This window comes from Kitasatospora sp. GAS204B (assembly GCF_029892155.1).
Classification (GTDB): domain Bacteria; phylum Actinomycetota; class Actinomycetes; order Streptomycetales; family Streptomycetaceae; genus Kitasatospora.
On record NZ_JARZAG010000001.1, the window covers coordinates 476,831 to 493,142 of the forward strand.

Genomic DNA, 16,312 nt, shown 5'->3' on the forward strand with positions numbered 1-16,312 from the left:
AGTTGTCCTCGTGAGCGGCCCCTGGCAGATCGAGATCGAGCCGGAAGTCCGGCGGTGGCTGGAACTCCTGTCCGACACCCAGTACGACAAGGTTGAGCGGGCGGCCGACCTACTGACTGTGTTTCGCAAGACCAGGCAGCGCGAGGCGGCCGAGGTCGAGCGCGCTCAGTGGGCCCAGAAGGTGAAGGTGTGTGAGGCGGACCATGGTCTCGCGGAGCACAGGTACGACCGGATCAAGGAGGAGAGTCCGTGAACCACTCGCAGTGGAAGACCCGCCAGACCAGGAAGCTCCTGGGAGAGTCGGTCGAGGAGTCCCCGGCCTACCTGGAAGCCGGGTATGCCTTCGCACTTGGCCAGGCCGTCTACGACCGTCGTACCGAGCTCGGCCTGTCGCAGACCGAACTGGCGCGGCGCGCGGGCATGACCCAGCCGCAGATCTCCAACATCGAGGGCGGTGACGCGGTGCCGACCTTGCCGCTGCTCACCCGCCTTGCCAAGGCCCTGGACGCGTCGCTGACCATCGACCTGGACGGCGATACCTCAGCTTTCGTCTTCACCCCGCACGACGGCCATGAGCCCGGCCAAGCACCCCCGGGCGGGCACCCGGCGGTGGCTTGACCTTCGGACAGCCGGCGCAGGCGGAACCTGACGAGGCTTCAACGAGCTCCTACAGCTCCGTGACCCGCCCGTCCGCCACCGCAAGGCGCCGGTTGACCGAGACCGTCTCCAGCATCCGCCGGTCGTGCGTGACCAACAGCAGGGTGCCGGTGTAGGAGGCGAGCGCCGCCTCCAGCTGTTCGATCGCGGGCAGGTCCAGGTGGTTGGTCGGCTCGTCCAGGACCAGCAGGTTGACGCCGCGGGCCTGGAGCAGGGCCAGCGCCGCGCGGGTGCGTTCGCCGGGGGAGAGGGTGTCGGCGGGGCGCAGGACGTGGACGGCCTTGAGGCCGAACTTGGCCAGCAGGGTGCGCACGTCGGCGGGGGAGAGCTCGGGGACGGCTGCCTCGAAGGCCGCCAGCAGGGTCTCGGTGCCGAAGAAGAGGCCGCGGGCCTGGTCCACCTCGCCGACCACCACGCCCGAACCCAGGGCGGCCTGACCGGAGTCGAGTTCGAGCCGGCCCAACAGGGCGGCCAGCAGGGTGGACTTGCCCGCGCCGTTCGCGCCGGTGATCGCCACCCGGTCCGCCCAGTCGACCTGCAGGTCCACTGGGCCGAAGCCGAACTCACCGCGCTTCAGGGTGGCCTGACGGAGCGTCGCGACCACCGAGCCGGAGCGCGGGGCGACGGCGATCTCCATCTGCAGCTCCCACTCCTTGCGCGGCTCCTCGACCACGTCCAGGCGTTCGATCATCCGCTGGGTCTGCTTGGCCTTGGCGGCCTGCTTCTCCGAGGAGGAGGTCGAGGCGGTCTTGCGGAGCTTGTCGCTGTCCGGGCTCTTCTTGAGTGCGTTGCGCACGCCCTTGTCCGCCCAGCCCTTCTGCATCCGGGCCCGGGCCTCCAGGCCGGCCTTGGTGTCCGCGTACTCCTCGTACTCCTCGCGGGCGTGGCGGCGGGCCCGGGCCCGCTCCTCCAGGTAGGAGTCGTAGCCGCCGCCGTAGAGGTTGACCTGCTGCTGGGCCAGGTCGAGCTCCAGCACCCGGGTCACCGTGCGGGCCAGGAACTCGCGGTCGTGGCTGATCAGCACGGTGCCCGCGCGCAGGCCGGTGACGAACTCCTCCAGCCGGGCCAGGCCCGCCAGGTCCAGGTCGTTGGTGGGCTCGTCGAGCAGGAAGACGTCGTAGCGGGAGAGCAGCAGCGAGGCCAGGCCCGCGCGGGCCGCCTGGCCGCCGGAGAGCGAGGTCATCTCCTGGTCCAGGCCGACGGCCAGGCCCAGCGAGTCGGCGACCTGCTCGGCGCGCTCCTCCAGGTCGGCGCCGCCCAGGTCCAGCCAGCGGTCCAGCGCCTCGGCGTAGGCGTCGTCGGCGCCGGCCCGGCCCTCGACCAGGCCCTCGGTGGCCTCGTCCAGCGCGGCCTGCGCGGCGGCGACGCCGGTGCGCCTGGCCAGGAAGGCGCGCACCGACTCGCCCGCGCGGCGCTCGGGCTCCTGCGGCAGGTGGCCGATGTTGGCGGAGCGCGGGCTGAGCGTGATCGAGCCGCTCTCGGGACGGTCCAGGCCGGCCAGCAGCCGCAGCAGCGTCGACTTGCCGGCCCCGTTGGCGCCGACCAGGCCGGTCACCTCGCCGGGGGCGACGACCAGGTCGAGCCCGGCGAAGAGGGTGCGGTCGCCGTGGCCGGCGGCGAGGTCCTTGGTTACGAGAGTGGCACTCATGATGTGCCCGATCCTAAACGGCCGCGAATCGCGCAGATAAATCCTTTGCCGGGGCTGCCCCGCCGTCGTAGCGTTGGGTCCGTTGGTTCACCGGAACAGGAGAAGGCCGTTGCTCTACTGAGGTCATGAGACACCGCTCCCGCGCTGCGTACTCGCGCGGTCGACGAGCGTGCTCGGCCTCGGTCCGGAGTCGCCTTCCGTGATCCGTTCCCCCGTCGCCCTCCCGCGGTGTCTCCGTGTTGCCCCTTTCATCCCACGAGCAACCCGCAGGAGGCCCCCATGGCATCGACGACCACCGCGATCCTCTGCACCGACCTCAGCTTCGAGTGGCCGGACGGCAAGCCCGTCCTGGAGCGCTTCCACCTCGCCGTCGGCCCCGGCCGGACCGGTCTGATCGGCCTCAACGGGGCCGGCAAGTCCACCCTGCTGCGACTGCTGGCGGGCGAACTCACGCCGTCCGGCGGCACCGTGCGGATCGGTGGCGAGATCGGCTACCTGCCGCAGGACCTCGCGCTGGACACCGCGCTGCGGGTGGACGAGGCGCTGGGCATCCGCGAGCGCCGCGCGGCGCTGCACGCGATCGAGTCCGGGGACGTCGACGAGCGGCACTTCACCGTGCTCGGCGATGACTGGGACGTCGAGGAGCGGGCCCGCGCCACGCTGGACAAGCTGGGCCTGGGCCGGCTCGAGCTGGACCGCACCACCGGCGAACTGTCCGGCGGCGAGGCCGTGTTGCTGCGGCTGGCGGCGCTGCTGATCGAGCGCCCCGACGTGCTGCTGCTGGACGAGCCGACCAACAACCTGGACCGCGCGGCCCGCGAGCGCCTCTACGAGGCGGTGGCGAGCTGGACCGGCGTGCTGGTCCTGGTCAGCCACGACCGCGAGCTGCTCCGCCGGGTGGACCAGATCGCCGACCTGCGGGACGGCGAAGTCACCTGGTACGGCGGCAACTTCGACGAGTACGAGCGGACCCTGGCGGCCGAGCAGGAGGCCGCCGAGCGGCTGGTCCGGGTCGCCGAGGCCGACGTCCACCGGCAGAAGCGGGACCTGGTGGAGGCCAACGTCCGCCTGGCCCGCAGCGCCAGTTACGGCAAGAAGCGCTCGATCACCAGGAACGACCCGAAGATCATCGCCGGTGCGCTCAAGCGACAGGCCGAGGTCACCGCAGGGCGGGTGCGCGGCCTGCACACCGAGCGGCTGGCCGAGGCCACCGAGCGGCTCAACGCCGCCGAGGACGCGGTGCGCGACGACGCCGAGATCCGGATCGACCTGCCGCGCACCGAGGTCCCGGCCGGCCGCACCGTGCTGACCATGGAGAACGTCCGGCTCGCCTACGGCCACCAGGTCAAGCTGGACCTGCGCGGCCCCGAGCGGATCGCCCTGGTCGGGGCCAACGGCGCCGGCAAGTCCACCCTGCTGCGTACCATCGCCGGCGAACTGCCGCCGCTGGAGGGCGAGATCACCTGTCCGGTGCCGATCAGGTACCTGCCGCAGCGGCTCGACCTGCTGGACGACTCGCTGAGCGTGGCGCAGAACGTCAAGGCGTTGGCGCCGGCCGTCTCGGACAACCAGATCCGGGCCAGGCTGGCCCGGTTCCTGTTCCGTGGCGGCCGGGCCGACCAGCGGGCCGGCACCCTCTCCGGCGGCGAGCGGTTCCGCGCCACGCTGGCCGCGCTGCTGCTCGCCGACCCGCCGCCGCAACTGCTGCTGCTCGACGAGCCGAGCAACAACCTCGACCTGGCGAGCATGCGCCAGCTCACCGACGCGCTGGAGTCCTACCAGGGCGCGCTGGTGGTGGTCAGCCACGACCTGCCGTTCCTGCGCGGGCTCGGGCTGACCCGGTGGCTGCGGCTGGACGAGGGCGGGTTGCGGCGGGTGGATCCGATGTGAGGCGGGCGTGGTGCGAGGCGTCCGCGGTGCCCTCCCGTCCCCGGTGCGGGAGGGCACCGCGGGCGGTCGGGCCGGTCGGGCGTCAAGCCCGCTGCGGGCCGGACGGAGAGGTCACGGGGGGCCGCGAGGCGATCGAAGGCGTGGGCAGGGCGGCCGCCAGCGACGACCAGAGCGGATCGAGCGCGAGGGCGGACAGCTGCTCAGAACTCAGCAACAGCGTGTTGGTGTAGGGCACGGTCCGGCCGGTGCCCGGGCCCGGGATGTTGCTCACGTTCACGATCACCCTGATCCCGTCGGGTCGGTCGAGCGTGGCGCTCCAGTCCTGCTCGCCGCCGGCAGCGCGAGAGGGGTGATGGACCAGCAGATGTGCGCCGCCGGGCTCTGCGCTGCCGGTGCAGTCGGGGCCGGCCGGTGAGCAGTTGCCGATCGGGGGCGCGGTCGGGTTCGGCCACGGTAGTGCGCGCTGGACGGTGATCTCGAAGCTGCCGGCTCCTCGACCGTCCGTCCCGGTGATGGCGGCATAGCGCATCGACAACCCGTGCGGGTTGTCGTCCTGCGTCATCGGGTCGCTGAACCGCAGATCGCCGGGCAGCTTCGCTTCGAACAGCGCCAGCAGTTGAGCGGCGGTGACCGGCGTCGTGGCGGTCGGTGGCGTGGTGGCCGTCGGCGCACCGCTCGGCGGCGCGGTGACCGCCGGGGCGGGACGGTCGGCCGCGCTCGGGGTCGACACCTCGGTGGACGGGCGCCCCTGCAGGGTCAGCACACCAAGGCCTGCGAGCATCGCCACGGTTGCGGTGCTCGCCACCACGGCACGCCGGCGCTTGCGGTGCCGGCCGCGCTGTGCGGCGCCGGTCGCCAACAACTCGATCGGCGGGGCGGGGGCCGCGTCGACGGCCTCGCGCAGGGCGAGGCCGAAGGCGTCCTCGAACGGGGTTTCGTCATCGAATGACATGGCGGGGCATCACTTTCACGAAGATGCGAAGACACGAAGACACGGAGAGGTGCGGGAGTCAGGGCGCGTCGGCCCGCTCGGCGAAGTCGTCGCCCAGCAGCGCGCGCATCCGGCCCAGGGCGCGGTGGCTGCGCGAGCGCACGGCGGTGGAGGTCAGGCGCAGCGCCGCGGCGGTCTCCTCGACGCTGCGGTCCTCCCAGAAGCGCAGCACGAGCACCGCGCGGTCCGGCGCGGAGAGTTCGCGCAGCGCGTCCAGCAGGGTCAGGCGCAGGGTCGGGTCCCGGTCGGTGACGGCGACCTCGGCGAACTCGGCGGTGACCCGCTCGCCGCTGCTGCGCCGGCGACGCAGGCTCACGAAGGTGTTGACCAGGACGGTCTGCGCGTATCCGGCCGGATTCTCCAACCGGGACAGCCGCTTCCAGCGCGAGTACATCCGGCTGAGCGCCTCCTGCACCAGGTCCTCCGCCAGATGGGAGTCACCGCCGGTCAGCAGGTAGGCCGTTCTGTAGAGCTGCCCGCCTCGGGCCGCGGCGAAGTCCAGGAAGTCGAGCGGGCCTGGGAGCGCCGGTTCGGTCGTCGGTGAGTGGTCCATGCCTGCCTAACGCAGTGGGTCGACCGGGATGTTGCAGCCGTTCCCAGGAAATCCCCAGACCCCTGTCCGGTCCGGTACCGCTCCGGTACCCTGAAGCGCATGCCGGCTCTCAACATCGAGTACACCGAGGCGGAATTGGCCGCGATTCGCGAGGCAGCGGCGGCCGACGGAAAGACCGTCAAGGCGTACGTACACGACCTGAGCGTGCGCGAGCAGCAGCGCCGAACCTTCGTCAACCACGCGGTGGCGTTCTGGAACGCGCACCTGGAAGAGTTCGACGCCGCCTTCCCGGAGGACACGCCCGCCGCTCGGCGCAGTGCGGCGTGATGATCCTGCACGTCGACATCCGCTGGCTCCTCGACGTCCAGGAGCAGGCGTCGCCCGAGGACCTGAGCGTGCGCGACTACTCCGCGCTGCAGGCCGCCGTGGCCCGGCACCGGGTGAACACCGCCCAACTCGGCCACGACGCCGACCCGGCCTGGTGCGCGGCCGCGTTGATGCACACCATCGTGCTGCTGCGCCCGCTGCCGGTGCGCAACAACCTCTACGCCTGCATGGCGACCGCGGCGTACATGCACGCGGCCAAGGAGGGCATCGACCCGCCGTACGGCGCCCTGGTGGAGCTGGCCCGGGACGTGGCCGACGCGAAGGCGGACATCTTCGTGGCGGCCGACCGGATCCGGGAGTGGCGGATCTGACCCCTGACCTCGGATGTTGGGGTCAGGGATGTTGCGGTCAGGCCGGCACCACGGCGGGCCGCAGTCGCCCGCGCACCGCCGTGCCGAGCCGGTCGAGCCCGACCACGGCCGTCGCCAGCACGATGAACTCCACCGTCAGCTGGGCGATCTGCAGCCAGACGTAGCCGTAGCCGTGGGTGCTCGGGTCGAAGAAGAAGTACGGGTACTTGTTCGGGAAGCTCGGGAAGAGCGCCGCCCGGGCCATGGTCACCGCCGCGTAGCCGAGCGGGAAGGAGAGCCAGAGCGGGATGTCCTGCCAGCGCGAGGCGTTGCGCGGGCGCGCGCAGAGCCAGTCGAGCAGCACCAGCACCGGCGTGGCGTAGTGCAGCAGGAACAGCGACCAGTTGGTCAGCCGGTCCGGCCCGGAGACCAGCCCGGGCAGCGGGTTGGCGCCGTGGTTCAGCAGGATGTGCGCGACCAGGCCGGTGATCAGGATGTAGAGGGCGGCAGCGCCGCGCAGCCGGGGTGCGGGGGCGTCCACCGTGCCGCGCTTGACCATCCAGTAGACCGCGCCGGCGAAGTAGCCGAAGACCAGCGTGTTGCTCTCCACCGTGAAGTAGACGAGCGAGCTGGTGCCGAGTGCCAGGCCCAGCCCGCTGGAGAGGACGATGGCCAGGCGCCACCAGAGCGCGGGTCGGGTCCAGATGTTCACGGGGCGCTCACCGGTCTGTTCTGTCGGGCACGGGTCCGTCGTGCGGGCTGATCGCCGTACTCTACCCACGGGTAGCCGCCGATGGGAGTCGCGCGGGAGCCGCTCTTGTTACTCGCCGGTCACCGGCATACCATCCCGAGTGTTACAGCTCTACTGTCACGCTCGCGAGGAGGCGACCGGGTGACTGGGCCGTTGGCCGGGGTGCGGGTGGTCGAACTGGCCGGGATCGGCCCCGGGCCGTTCGCCGCGATGCTGCTCGGCGACCTGGGCGCGGACGTGGTGCGGGTGGACCGTCCGAGCGCATCGCCGCTGGCCGGCGACCCCGTGCTGGACCTGACCAACCGCAACAAGCGCTCGGTCCTGCTCGACCTCAAGGCGCCGGGCGGACCCGACCGCCTGCTCGACCTGGTCGAGCGCGCCGACCTGCTGATCGAGGGCTACCGCCCCGGGGTGGCCGAGCGGCTCGGCGTCGGCCCCGAGGCCTGCCTGGCCCGCAACCCCGCTCTGGTCTACGGCCGGATGACCGGCTGGGGACAGGACGGACCGCTGGCCGCCGCCGCCGGGCACGACATCGACTACATCGCGCTCAGCGGAGTGCTCTCGATGATCGGTCCGGCCGACGGGCCGCCGACCGTGCCGGCCAACCTGCTCGGCGACTACGCGGGCGGCTCGCTCTACCTGGTGGTCGGCCTGCTCGCCGGCCTCCAGCACGCCCGCGCTACCGGCCAGGGCCAGGTGGTGGACGCCGCGATCGTGGACGGCAGCGCCCATCTGGCCACCCTCTTCTGGGGCCTGCTCGCCGAGGGGCGCTGGCAGGACCGCCGCGGCGTCAACTTCCTGGACGGCAGCGCCCCTTGCTACGCCGTCTACCAGGCCGGCGACGGCGGCCAGTTCGCGGTCGGCGCGCTGGAGCCGCAGTTCTACGCCGAGTTCGCCCGGCTGCTCGACCTCGGCCCCGACGCCCCCGGCCAGTACGAGACCGCCCGCTGGCCCGAGTTGCGCGCGCTGATCGCCACCCGCTTCGCGAGCCGCGGCAGCGCCGAGTGGGACGCCGTCTTCACGGGCACCGACGCCTGCGTCACTCGAGTGCTGACGCTCCGCCAGGCTGCCGCCCATCCGCACCTGACGGCCCGCGGCACCTACCCGACCCAGGACGGCGTGACCCAGCCGGCCCCCGCCCCGCGGTTCTCCGCCACCCCCACCGCGCTGCGCCGCCCGCCGGCCCGCCCCGGCGCCGACACCGCCGAAGTGGCCCGCGACTGGGACCTGCCCGAGCTTGCCCACCCGACCGACTCTGCTGACCCGATCAAGTCTGCTGACCCGACCGACTCTGCTGATTCGACCAACTCCCCCGAGAGGCAGCAACCGTGAGTACCGAAGCGTACGTCTACGAGGCGATCCGCACCCCGCGCGGCCGTGGCAGGAACGGTTCGCTGCACGCCACCAAGCCGGTCGACCTGGTGGTCGGACTGATCCGTGAAATGCGCGCCCGGCTGCCCGAGTTGGACCCGGCCGCGATCGACGACATCGTGCTCGGCGTGGTCAGCCCGCTCGGCGACCAGGGCTCCGACATCGCCCGGATCGCCGCCGTCGCGGCCGGCCTGCCGGACACCGTGGCCGGCGTCCAGGAGAACCGCTTCTGCGCCTCCGGCCTGGAGTCGGTCAACCTGGCCGCCGCCAAGGTCCGTTCGGGCTGGGAGGACCTGGTGCTGGCGGGCGGCGTGGAGTCGATGTCCCGGGTGCCGATGGGCTCCGACGGCGGCGCCTGGGCGATGGACCCGATGACCAACTTCGACGTCTCCTTCGTCCCGCAGGGCATCGGCGCCGACCTGATCGCCACCATCGAGGGCTTCACCCGCGCCGACGTCGACGCCTTCGCCGCCGAGTCGCAGGCCCGCGCCGCCAAGGCACAGGCCGACGGCCTCTTCGACCGCTCGGTGGTCCCGGTGCGCGACCGCAACGGCCTGCTCGTGCTGGAGCGCGACGAGTACCTGCGCCCGGGCACCACGGTGGAGACGCTGGCCGGCCTGAAGCCCGCCTTCGCGGCCGTCGGCGAGGCCGGCGGATTCGACGCCGTCGCGCTGCAGAAGTACCACTGGGTGGAGCGGATCGACCACGTGCACACCGCCGGCAACTCCTCCGGCATCGTGGACGGCGCCTCGCTGGTGGCGATCGGCTCGCCCGCGATCGGCGAGCGCTACGGGCTGCGTCCCCGCGCCCGGATCGTCTCCGCCGCGGTCTCCGGCTCCGAGCCCACCATCATGCTCACCGGCCCGGCCCCCGCCACCCGCAAGGCGCTCGCCAAGGCCGGGCTGACTGCCGCCGACATCGACCTGGTCGAGATCAACGAGGCCTTCTCCGCGGTCGCGCTGCGCTTCATGCGCGAACTCGGCTTCTCGCACGAGCAGGTGAACGTCAACGGCGGCGCCATCGCGCTCGGCCACCCGCTGGGCGCCACCGGCGCGATGATCCTCGGCACCCTGATCGACGAGTTGGAGCGGCGCGAGCTGCGCTACGGCCTGGCCACCCTCTGCGTGGGCGGCGGTATGGGCATCGCCACCATCGTCGAGCGCATCTGATCCCCCTTCAGGAGACCACTCTCATGACCGAGTTCACCGTCATCCGCTGGGAGCAGGACCAGGAGGGCATCGTCACCCTCGTCCTGGACGACCCCAACCAGTCCGTCAACACCATGAACACCGCGTTCACCGCCGACTTCGAGGCCGTGGTGGCCCGGCTGGCGGCGTTCGAGGGTCTGCGTGGCGTGATCATCACCTCCGCCAAGAAGACCTTCTTCGCGGGCGGCGACCTGCGCATGCTCTCGGCGGTCGGCCCCGACGGCGCCGAGGCGTTCTTCGAGGGCTCGTTGCGGCTCAAGCGCGCGCTGCGCACCCTGGAGACCCTCGGCAAGCCCGTGGTCGCCGCGATCAACGGCAGCGCGCTGGGCGGTGGCCTGGAACTGGCGCTGGCCTGCCACCACCGGATCGCGCTCACCGCCCCCGGCAGCAAGCTCGGCTTCCCCGAGGTGACGCTGGGCCTGCTGCCCGGTGGCGGCGGCGTGGTGCGCACCGTGCGGCTGCTCGGGCTGGCCGACGCGCTGCTGAAGTGGCTGCTGACGGGCCGTCAGTACCGGCCCGCCGCCGCGGTGGAGGCCGGCCTGGTGCACGAGCTCGCCGCCTCGCGGGAGGAACTGCTGGCCAAGGCACGGGAGTTCATCGCCGCCCACGAGACGGCGGCGCAGCCGTGGGACGTCAAGGGCTACAAGATCCCCGGCGGCACCCCGGCCACCCCGGCGCTGGCCGCCCAACTGCCCGCCTACCCCGCCAACCTGCGCAAGCAGCTGAACGGCGCCCCCTACCCGGCCCCGCGCAACATCCTGGCGGCGGCGGTCGAGAGCAGCCAGGTGGACGTGGACAACGCCTTCGTCATCGAGGCGCGGTACTTCACCGAGCTGGTCTGCGGGCAGACCGCGAAGAACATGATCCAGGCGCTCTTCTTCAACATGCAGGCGGTCAACTCCGGTGCCTCGCGGCCGGACGGCGTCGCCGAGCGGCAGGTGCGGAAGGTCGCCGTGCTGGGCGCCGGGATGATGGGCGCGGGCATCGCCTACTCCTGCGCCCGGGCCGGTCTCGAGGTGCTGCTGAAGGACGTGAGCGTCGAGGCGGCGGAGCGCGGCAAGGCCTACTCGGCCGCACTGCTGGACAAGGCGGTGGCGCGCGGGCGCAGCACCGAGGCGCAGCGCGAGGAGTTGCTGGCCCGGATCACCCCGACCGGGGAGGCCGGCGACCTGGCAGGCTGCGACGCGGTGATCGAGGCCGTGTTCGAGAACGTCGAGCTGAAGCAGAAGGTCTTCCAGGAGATCCAGTCCGTGGTGGACGCCGACGCGCTGCTCTGCTCCAACACCTCGACGCTGCCGATCAGCCTGCTGGCGGAGGGAGTCGAGCGGGACGCCGACTTCATCGGCCTGCACTTCTTCTCGCCCGTCGACAAGATGCCGCTGGTCGAGATCATCAAGGGCGAGCGCACCGGGGACGAGGCCGTCGCCCGTGCCTTCGACCTGGTGCGGCGCCTGGGCAAGACCCCGATCGTGGTGAACGACTCGCGCGGCTTCTTCACCTCACGGGTGATCGGGCAGTTCATCAACGAGGGCGTCGCGATGGTCGGCGAGGGCATCGAGCCGGCGTCGATCGAGCAGGCGGCGGCCCAGGCCGGATACCCGGCCAAGGTGCTGTCGCTGCTGGACGAGCTGACCCTGACGCTGCCCCGCAAGATCCGCGCAGAGGCCGTCCGAGCCGCCGAGGAGGCCGGCGAGCCCCTGCGGCCGCACCCGGCCGAGGTCGTCTTCGACCGCATGGTCGAGGAGTTCGACCGCCCCGGACGCAGCGGCGGCGCCGGCTTCTACGACTACGACGCGGACGGCAGGCGCGGCGCTCTCTGGCCGGGGCTGCGCGAGCACTTCGGGCGGGCGGACGCTGACGTCCCGTTCGAGGACATGAAGGAGCGGATGCTCTTCGCGGAGGCACTGGACTCGGTGCGCTGCCTGGAGGAGGGCGTGCTGACCTCGGTCGCCGACGCGAACGTCGGGTCGATCCTGGGGATCGGGTTCCCGGCGTGGACGGGCGGGGTGCTGCAGTACATCAACGGGTACCAGGGCGGGGCCGCCGGGTTCGCCGCGCGGGCCCGGGAGTTGGCGGCGACGTACGGGGAGCGGTTCACGCCGCCGGCGCTGCTGGAACGGGTGGCGGCGGAGGGCGGGGCGTTCAGGGACTGAGCGGGCGGGGGCGGGGGAGGGGTGGCGGCCCGGGAGAGCGGGGGCCGCCACCCCGGCCGGTTGTTCAACAGGCTCAGGCCGTCGCATCGACGATCGAGCCCGCGCGGGTCGGCCGCTGCACGACGCGGCGGCGGGGCAGGGTGGGTCATCAACCACTCTCAGCACCCGGCACCATGCAGGTCACGCCCTGGCTTCGCCCATCTGGGTGGTGAGCATTCGCCCCGCGCGTACACGCCAGCACCGCCCCCGGAAAAGCGATGGGATGAGGGACAGCACTGCGGCCGCCGAGGCCGCAGCACGACGCAGGGACGGGAGAGCACCGTGATCGTTCGCATCATGGGCGAGGGCCAGGTCAAGCTGGCCGACGCCCACTTCACCGAGCTGAACAAGCTCGACGACGAGCTGCTGGAAGAGATGGAGTCCGGCGACGAAGAAGGCTTCAGGAGGTCCCTGGGCGCCCTCCTCGACGCAGTCCGCCGCCTGGGCACCCCCCTTCCCGACGACGCCCTGGAGCCCTCCGAGCTGATCCTGCCCTCACCCGACGCCGCTCTCGACGAGGTCCGCGACATGCTCAGCGACGACGGCCTCATCCCCGGCTGACCGCCGAATTCCAGCGATCACCGCAGTGCGGGTCGGCCGGCCCTACGCGCCGGGCAGGGCAGCTGCGAGCTCCGGCACGTGCCCTGGGGATCACCGGTTCTTGAACTCCTCGATGGCCGTCCGGCTCGCCTGGTGCATCGCTTCGCTTCCGGCGTGCCCGGAGTCCTCGATGATGTGCAGTTGCGCGTCCGGCCACGCCTTGGCCAGCTCCCACGGCGCCTGTACCGGGCAGCTCATGTCATGGCGGCCGTGGACCACCACCCCCGGGATCCCGGCCAGCTTGGGGGCGTCGCGCAGCAGTTGGCCGTCCTCCAGCCAGGCGTCGTTGCTGAGGAAGTGGGCGCAGATCCGCACGAATGCGATCCGCGCGTCGACCTCGCGATTGCCGTACAGGCCGGGCACGCCGTTGGGTTCGTCCGCGATGACCGCGTCCTCCCAGGCGAGCCAGGTGGCGGCGGCCTTCTCCCGGACGGCCGGGTCGGGGTCCTCCATCAGCCGCGCGTAGGCCGCGAGCAGGTCGCCGTCCCGCTCGTCCTCGGGGACGCCGTCGCGGAACCGGTCCCACGCCTCGGGACGGAACCGCCCGGCGCCCCGGTAGAGCCAGTCGACCCCGGAACGGTCGGCGAACATCGCCGCCTGAATGACGATCTCGCTGACCCGCTCGGGGTGCTGCTGCGCGTAGGCCAGGACGAGCGTCCCACCCCAGGACACGCCGTCCAGCAACCACCGCTCGATGCCGAGGAGTTCGCGCAGCCGCTCCATGTCGTCGATCAGGTGCTGCGTGGTGTTCAGACTCATGTCCGCCGCCGGGTCGCTGGCGTGCGGGGTGCTGCGACCGCAGTTGCGCTGGTCGAAGCGGATGACGCGATAGCACTCGGGATCCCAGGCCCTGGTCGGCCGCTGCGGCGCGCCCGCCCCCGGGCCGCCGTGGACGAACAGGGCGGGCTTGCCTTCGGGGTTGCCGAGTTGCTCGTAGTAGACGCGGTTGCCGTCTCCGGTGTCGAGGAATCCACTGTCGTACGGACTGGTGGGAGCGTAGAGATCGACCATAACCATCGATCCTAGGCTGCGATCGGTGATGGAGCGCGGTGATTTTCACAAGAGCTGATTGACCGTCATCTCACTGAAGCAGCAACGGTCGTGGTGCGTTACGGCTTTCGGTGGCGTCCCCGGCCGGCCACCGTCGGATTGCGCAGGCCCGTACTCTCCGGGCGCGGCATCATCCCCCGCATCACGCCGTCACCGGTGATCCCGTGAAAGGCACGCTGAGCCGCCGCGTAGCCATCCGTCGCACCGACCACCACCCACTGGACCCCGTCCCACTCCTCGACGACCCGGGGCGCGGCGGGGTCGACGTGGGAGGCGCGCAGGACGCCGTCGGCATGGCTGACACGCCGTTCACCGACCTTGCGGCGAAGGGCATCACGCCGTGCCGCCCACAGCTCCAGCGGCTCCTCGGACTCGTCCACGACGTCCTCCCTCAGATCGTCCAGGCGTTGGCCGGGGCGTCCAGCCATGCCCGATGGATACCGTCGGAGGTTACCGTCAGCCCGAACCGTCCGGGGCCCGGCTTGGGATGGCCACTTCGGTGGTGTTGATCAGGGCGAGTCGGATTCGGGTCTAGGCGCGGAAGGCCCTCCGAAGGAGTTCGCCGAACTCGGCGGGGTGTGTGGTCAGGCCGGTGTGCCCGCCGGGGAAGTGCTGGAGTTCCGTGCCGAGGCGCTCGGCCAGGAAAGCGGCGGGACGGTAGGGCAGCTCGCCGCGTGAGTCCTGGCCGCAGGCGAGCATGAGCCGGTCCGACAGTGCCTGCAGCTGGTGGATGTCCGGGGCGTAGGACATGAAGCTGGGCACGATGCGCCCGACGAAGTACGGCAGGTTGGCCATCGTCTGTTCGGCCCGCGCCGCTGCTTGCGGCGGAAGCTTGATTTCGGCCTTCGGCTCGGTGGTGTCGCCGTCCTTCTTCAGACCTGCGGCGAACACGGCCATCGCCGGCATGAGCCCCTGTGCGCGGAACGTTGCCTGCACGCGTGCGATGAGCGCTCGGTGTTCGGAGGCGTCCGGCAGGACCTCCACGATCGGCGGCTCGTGCGCCACGACGCGTTCGAGGCGTTGGGGACGGGTGGTGAGCAGGTGCAGGGCGGTGATCGCGCCCGAGCTGGAGCCGAACACCCGGGCGGGTTCACCTGGCGACAGCAGTTCCAGTATCCGGAACGCGTCGTCGGCGTGCTCGGCCACTTGCTGCTCGGCCTCGGGGTCGTCCAGCGTGCTTCGGGACATGCCGCGCGGGTCGTAGGTCGCGACGGTGTATTCGGCGGCCAGGTCGTGGGCGATGGCGTCGAAGGAGGCCGCGCCGCCCGTTCCTCCGGGGATCAGCAGCAGGAGCGGGCCGTGGCCGCGCACTTCGTAGTGCAGGGTCGCACCGTTCACGCGCAGGTGGCCGATGGTCGGGTCGGTCATGAGGAGTCTCCTTCTCGAGACGGGGGCCAGTGCTCCAGGAGGGTGTGCAGGGCGTCGAGGGCGCGGACCCAGGAGTGCTGCGGCGAGCGCTTGTGCGCGAACCCGCCCGCGGCCTCCAGGGCGACGAACCCGTGGAACGTGCTGCGCAGTAGCCGGACCGCGTCGGTCAGGTCGGGCTCGGTCAGTCCGTAGCCGCGCAGCATTCCGTAGGTCAGCTCGACCGCGCGCCGGGGTCCGGGCGCTTTTGCGGCCAGCTCGGGGTCGATCTGGATCGGGGTCTGCGTCGCCATGTAGCGGCCCGGATGCCGGTGGGCGTACTCCCGCCAGGCGTTGGCAAACGCGACCAGCGCGTCCCTGCCCGCCCGCCCGGCGGTCGCCTCCGCGATACGGATGGTCTTCTCGTCCGCCGCAAGGAGCGCGATCCGTCCGCGCAGATCCTCCAGGCTGCGGACGTGCGTGTAGAGGCTCGCGTCCTTCACGCCGAGCCGCCGCGCAACCTGCGACATGGTCACCTGGTCGAGCCCGACCTCGTCCGCCAGCTCGGCGCCCGCGATCGTCACCCGCTCCGCCGTCAGTCCGGCCCGCACCATGCACCCTCCCAAGATCCTAGGGCCCCTAGGTTATACCTAGGAGTCCTAGGAATGCCAAGCAGGAGTGCGTTCACGCGGGTACCGCTGTTGCGGATGACGGGGAATCAGAACTGGCCACCAGCGCCTGTGCGTGCGGCTGCCCGCCTGGCCGGTCGACTGTCAGGCGCGTCTACAACCCCGGCCGCACCGGACGAAGGCCGCGCCCCGCTGCTCGGCAGGGCAGTCCCCTGGTGGGCTGATGTGCCGTCAGGCCGCCTTGTCCAGGCGGATCCCGGCGACGACGGACTTGCCGCGCGTCGGACGGGGCAGGACGGCCCAGGCGTCGCAGAGCGCGTCCACGAGGAGCAGGCCCCGGCCGCCGCAGGCGCGGGGGCCGGGCGTGCCGCGGGTCGGGTGGCCGGGGCCGGGGTCGGAGACGGCGAGCCAGTAGTGGCCGTCGGCGGTCCAGAGGACCAGTTCGATCACCTCGTCCTCCTCAGGGTCGGTGCCGTGCAGGATCGCGTTGGTGACCAGCTCGGAGGTCAGCAGGCGCAGCTCGTAGGAGAGTTGGGCCGGACAGTGACGCGGCAGCGTATCCCGGACCACCTGCCGGGCGCGGGGCACCGAGGCGAGGCGGGCGGGGAAGCGCCAGTGGGTCGGGACGGCGGGGACGGTGAGGGTGGGGGAGGGGAGCGGGACTGCAGGCATGGCTGACTCCGTGAGGGAGTGGGGTGGTTGACGCGGCGGGGCCGGTGGCTTGCCTCCCTGGGCGCGGGCACACCTGGTC

At 71.9% G+C, this 16,312-nt stretch carries 18 protein-coding genes; 9 read left to right on the forward strand and 9 right to left on the reverse strand.

Annotated elements, in window-relative coordinates; translation table 11 throughout:
* The first annotated feature begins 10 nt into the window (after nucleotides 1-10).
* Complete coding sequence (locus P3T41_RS02220) at nucleotides 11-253, forward strand: hypothetical protein (RefSeq protein ID WP_280687209.1); 243 nt, start codon at nucleotides 11-13, stop codon at nucleotides 251-253.
* Entirely contained in the window at nucleotides 250-618 is a 369-nt protein-coding gene (locus P3T41_RS02225) for a helix-turn-helix transcriptional regulator (RefSeq protein WP_280687210.1), read from the forward strand. Before P3T41_RS02220 ends, P3T41_RS02225 begins: the two co-directional genes overlap by 4 nt.
* A gap of 49 nt (nucleotides 619-667) precedes the next feature.
* Here P3T41_RS02225 and P3T41_RS02230 read toward each other — a convergent pair whose 3' ends face one another.
* Nucleotides 668-2,305 (reverse strand): ABC-F family ATP-binding cassette domain-containing protein, encoded by a 1,638-nt coding sequence (locus P3T41_RS02230; protein ID WP_280687211.1) that lies wholly within the window; start codon nucleotides 2,303-2,305, stop codon nucleotides 668-670.
* A gap of 279 nt (nucleotides 2,306-2,584) precedes the next feature.
* On the opposite strand from P3T41_RS02230, the gene P3T41_RS02235 reads away from it, so the two are divergent.
* Nucleotides 2,585-4,195: an ABC-F family ATP-binding cassette domain-containing protein gene (locus tag P3T41_RS02235; RefSeq protein ID WP_280687212.1), complete on the forward strand. Its 1,611-nt coding sequence runs from the start codon at nucleotides 2,585-2,587 to the stop codon at nucleotides 4,193-4,195.
* Nucleotides 4,196-4,277: 82 nt separating this feature from the next.
* Here P3T41_RS02235 and P3T41_RS02240 read toward each other — a convergent pair whose 3' ends face one another.
* Complete coding sequence (locus tag P3T41_RS02240; RefSeq protein WP_280687213.1) at nucleotides 4,278-5,147, reverse strand: hypothetical protein; 870 nt, start codon at nucleotides 5,145-5,147, stop codon at nucleotides 4,278-4,280.
* 58 nt (nucleotides 5,148-5,205) lie between these two features.
* Nucleotides 5,206-5,739 (reverse strand): SigE family RNA polymerase sigma factor, encoded by a 534-nt coding sequence (locus P3T41_RS02245; protein WP_280687214.1) that lies wholly within the window; start codon nucleotides 5,737-5,739, stop codon nucleotides 5,206-5,208.
* A 99-nt stretch (nucleotides 5,740-5,838) separates the two neighbouring features.
* Between P3T41_RS02245 and P3T41_RS02250 the strand changes: the two genes are divergently transcribed.
* Together P3T41_RS02250 and P3T41_RS02255 are read left to right on the forward strand one after the other, a co-directional pair.
* Nucleotides 5,839-6,066: a hypothetical protein gene (locus P3T41_RS02250; RefSeq protein ID WP_184934788.1), complete on the forward strand. Its 228-nt coding sequence runs from the start codon at nucleotides 5,839-5,841 to the stop codon at nucleotides 6,064-6,066.
* Nucleotides 6,066-6,437, forward strand: coding sequence for a toxin Doc (locus P3T41_RS02255; RefSeq protein ID WP_280687215.1), 372 nt, complete (start codon nucleotides 6,066-6,068; stop codon nucleotides 6,435-6,437). Before P3T41_RS02250 ends, P3T41_RS02255 begins: the two co-directional genes overlap by 1 nt.
* Nucleotides 6,438-6,474: 37 nt before the next feature.
* Here the strand turns inward: P3T41_RS02255 and P3T41_RS02260 are convergent, their stop codons facing one another.
* Complete coding sequence (locus P3T41_RS02260; protein ID WP_280687216.1) at nucleotides 6,475-7,128, reverse strand: Pr6Pr family membrane protein; 654 nt, start codon at nucleotides 7,126-7,128, stop codon at nucleotides 6,475-6,477.
* Nucleotides 7,129-7,308: 180 nt separating this feature from the next.
* On the opposite strand from P3T41_RS02260, the gene P3T41_RS02265 reads away from it, so the two are divergent.
* From P3T41_RS02265 to P3T41_RS02280, 4 genes are all read left to right on the forward strand, one after another.
* The gene (locus P3T41_RS02265; protein WP_280687217.1) at nucleotides 7,309-8,499 is read left to right on the forward strand and encodes a CaiB/BaiF CoA-transferase family protein; all 1,191 of its coding nucleotides are present in this window, start codon (nucleotides 7,309-7,311) and stop codon (nucleotides 8,497-8,499) included.
* On the forward strand, nucleotides 8,496-9,707 hold the full coding sequence (locus tag P3T41_RS02270; RefSeq protein WP_280687218.1) for an acetyl-CoA C-acetyltransferase: 1,212 nt from the start codon (nucleotides 8,496-8,498) through the stop codon (nucleotides 9,705-9,707). The genes P3T41_RS02265 and P3T41_RS02270 overlap by 4 nt, the downstream gene beginning before the upstream one ends.
* Nucleotides 9,708-9,730: 23 nt before the next feature.
* Complete coding sequence (locus P3T41_RS02275) at nucleotides 9,731-11,899, forward strand: 3-hydroxyacyl-CoA dehydrogenase NAD-binding domain-containing protein (RefSeq protein WP_280687219.1); 2,169 nt, start codon at nucleotides 9,731-9,733, stop codon at nucleotides 11,897-11,899.
* Between the two features lie 321 nt (nucleotides 11,900-12,220).
* The gene (locus P3T41_RS02280; RefSeq protein WP_280687220.1) at nucleotides 12,221-12,499 is read left to right on the forward strand and encodes a hypothetical protein; all 279 of its coding nucleotides are present in this window, start codon (nucleotides 12,221-12,223) and stop codon (nucleotides 12,497-12,499) included.
* Nucleotides 12,500-12,589: 90 nt separating this feature from the next.
* On the opposite strand, the gene pip is transcribed toward P3T41_RS02280, so the two are convergent.
* The 5 genes from pip to P3T41_RS02305 all read right to left on the reverse strand — a co-directional run bounded on the left by pip (nucleotide 12,590) and on the right by P3T41_RS02305 (nucleotide 16,233).
* Nucleotides 12,590-13,549, reverse strand: coding sequence for a prolyl aminopeptidase (pip, locus tag P3T41_RS02285; protein ID WP_280687221.1), 960 nt, complete (start codon nucleotides 13,547-13,549; stop codon nucleotides 12,590-12,592).
* Nucleotides 13,550-13,647: 98 nt separating this feature from the next.
* Nucleotides 13,648-13,968, reverse strand: a complete 321-nt coding sequence (locus tag P3T41_RS02290; RefSeq protein ID WP_280687222.1) for a DUF6087 family protein — start codon at nucleotides 13,966-13,968, stop codon at nucleotides 13,648-13,650.
* Between the two features lie 151 nt (nucleotides 13,969-14,119).
* Nucleotides 14,120-14,956: an alpha/beta hydrolase gene (locus P3T41_RS02295; RefSeq protein WP_280687223.1), complete on the reverse strand. Its 837-nt coding sequence runs from the start codon at nucleotides 14,954-14,956 to the stop codon at nucleotides 14,120-14,122.
* On the reverse strand, nucleotides 14,953-15,546 hold the full coding sequence (locus P3T41_RS02300) for a TetR/AcrR family transcriptional regulator (protein ID WP_280687224.1): 594 nt from the start codon (nucleotides 15,544-15,546) through the stop codon (nucleotides 14,953-14,955). The genes P3T41_RS02295 and P3T41_RS02300 overlap by 4 nt, the downstream gene beginning before the upstream one ends.
* Nucleotides 15,547-15,792: 246 nt before the next feature.
* On the reverse strand, nucleotides 15,793-16,233 hold the full coding sequence (locus P3T41_RS02305; protein ID WP_280687225.1) for an ATP-binding protein: 441 nt from the start codon (nucleotides 16,231-16,233) through the stop codon (nucleotides 15,793-15,795).
* Nucleotides 16,234-16,312 lie beyond the last annotated feature (79 nt).

Excerpts from the sequence above, each read along its gene's own strand:
- P3T41_RS02250 (WP_184934788.1), top strand. The coding sequence starts at position 5,839 with ATGCCGGCTCTCAACATCGAGTACACCGAGGCGGAATTGGCCGCGATT.
- P3T41_RS02295 (WP_280687223.1), bottom strand. The coding sequence starts at position 14,956 with ATGACCGACCCGACCATCGGCCACCTGCGCGTGAACGGTGCGACCCTG.
- P3T41_RS02305 (WP_280687225.1), bottom strand. The coding sequence starts at position 16,233 with ATGCCTGCAGTCCCGCTCCCCTCCCCCACCCTCACCGTCCCCGCCGTC.
- P3T41_RS02230 (WP_280687211.1), bottom strand. The coding sequence starts at position 2,305 with ATGAGTGCCACTCTCGTAACCAAGGACCTCGCCGCCGGCCACGGCGAC.
- P3T41_RS02235 (WP_280687212.1), top strand. The coding sequence starts at position 2,585 with ATGGCATCGACGACCACCGCGATCCTCTGCACCGACCTCAGCTTCGAG.
- P3T41_RS02255 (WP_280687215.1), top strand. The coding sequence starts at position 6,066 with ATGATCCTGCACGTCGACATCCGCTGGCTCCTCGACGTCCAGGAGCAG.
- P3T41_RS02300 (WP_280687224.1), bottom strand. The coding sequence starts at position 15,546 with ATGGTGCGGGCCGGACTGACGGCGGAGCGGGTGACGATCGCGGGCGCC.
- P3T41_RS02275 (WP_280687219.1), top strand. The coding sequence starts at position 9,731 with ATGACCGAGTTCACCGTCATCCGCTGGGAGCAGGACCAGGAGGGCATC.
- P3T41_RS02245 (WP_280687214.1), bottom strand. The coding sequence starts at position 5,739 with ATGGACCACTCACCGACGACCGAACCGGCGCTCCCAGGCCCGCTCGAC.
- pip (WP_280687221.1), bottom strand. The coding sequence starts at position 13,549 with ATGGTCGATCTCTACGCTCCCACCAGTCCGTACGACAGTGGATTCCTC.
- P3T41_RS02240 (WP_280687213.1), bottom strand. The coding sequence starts at position 5,147 with ATGTCATTCGATGACGAAACCCCGTTCGAGGACGCCTTCGGCCTCGCC.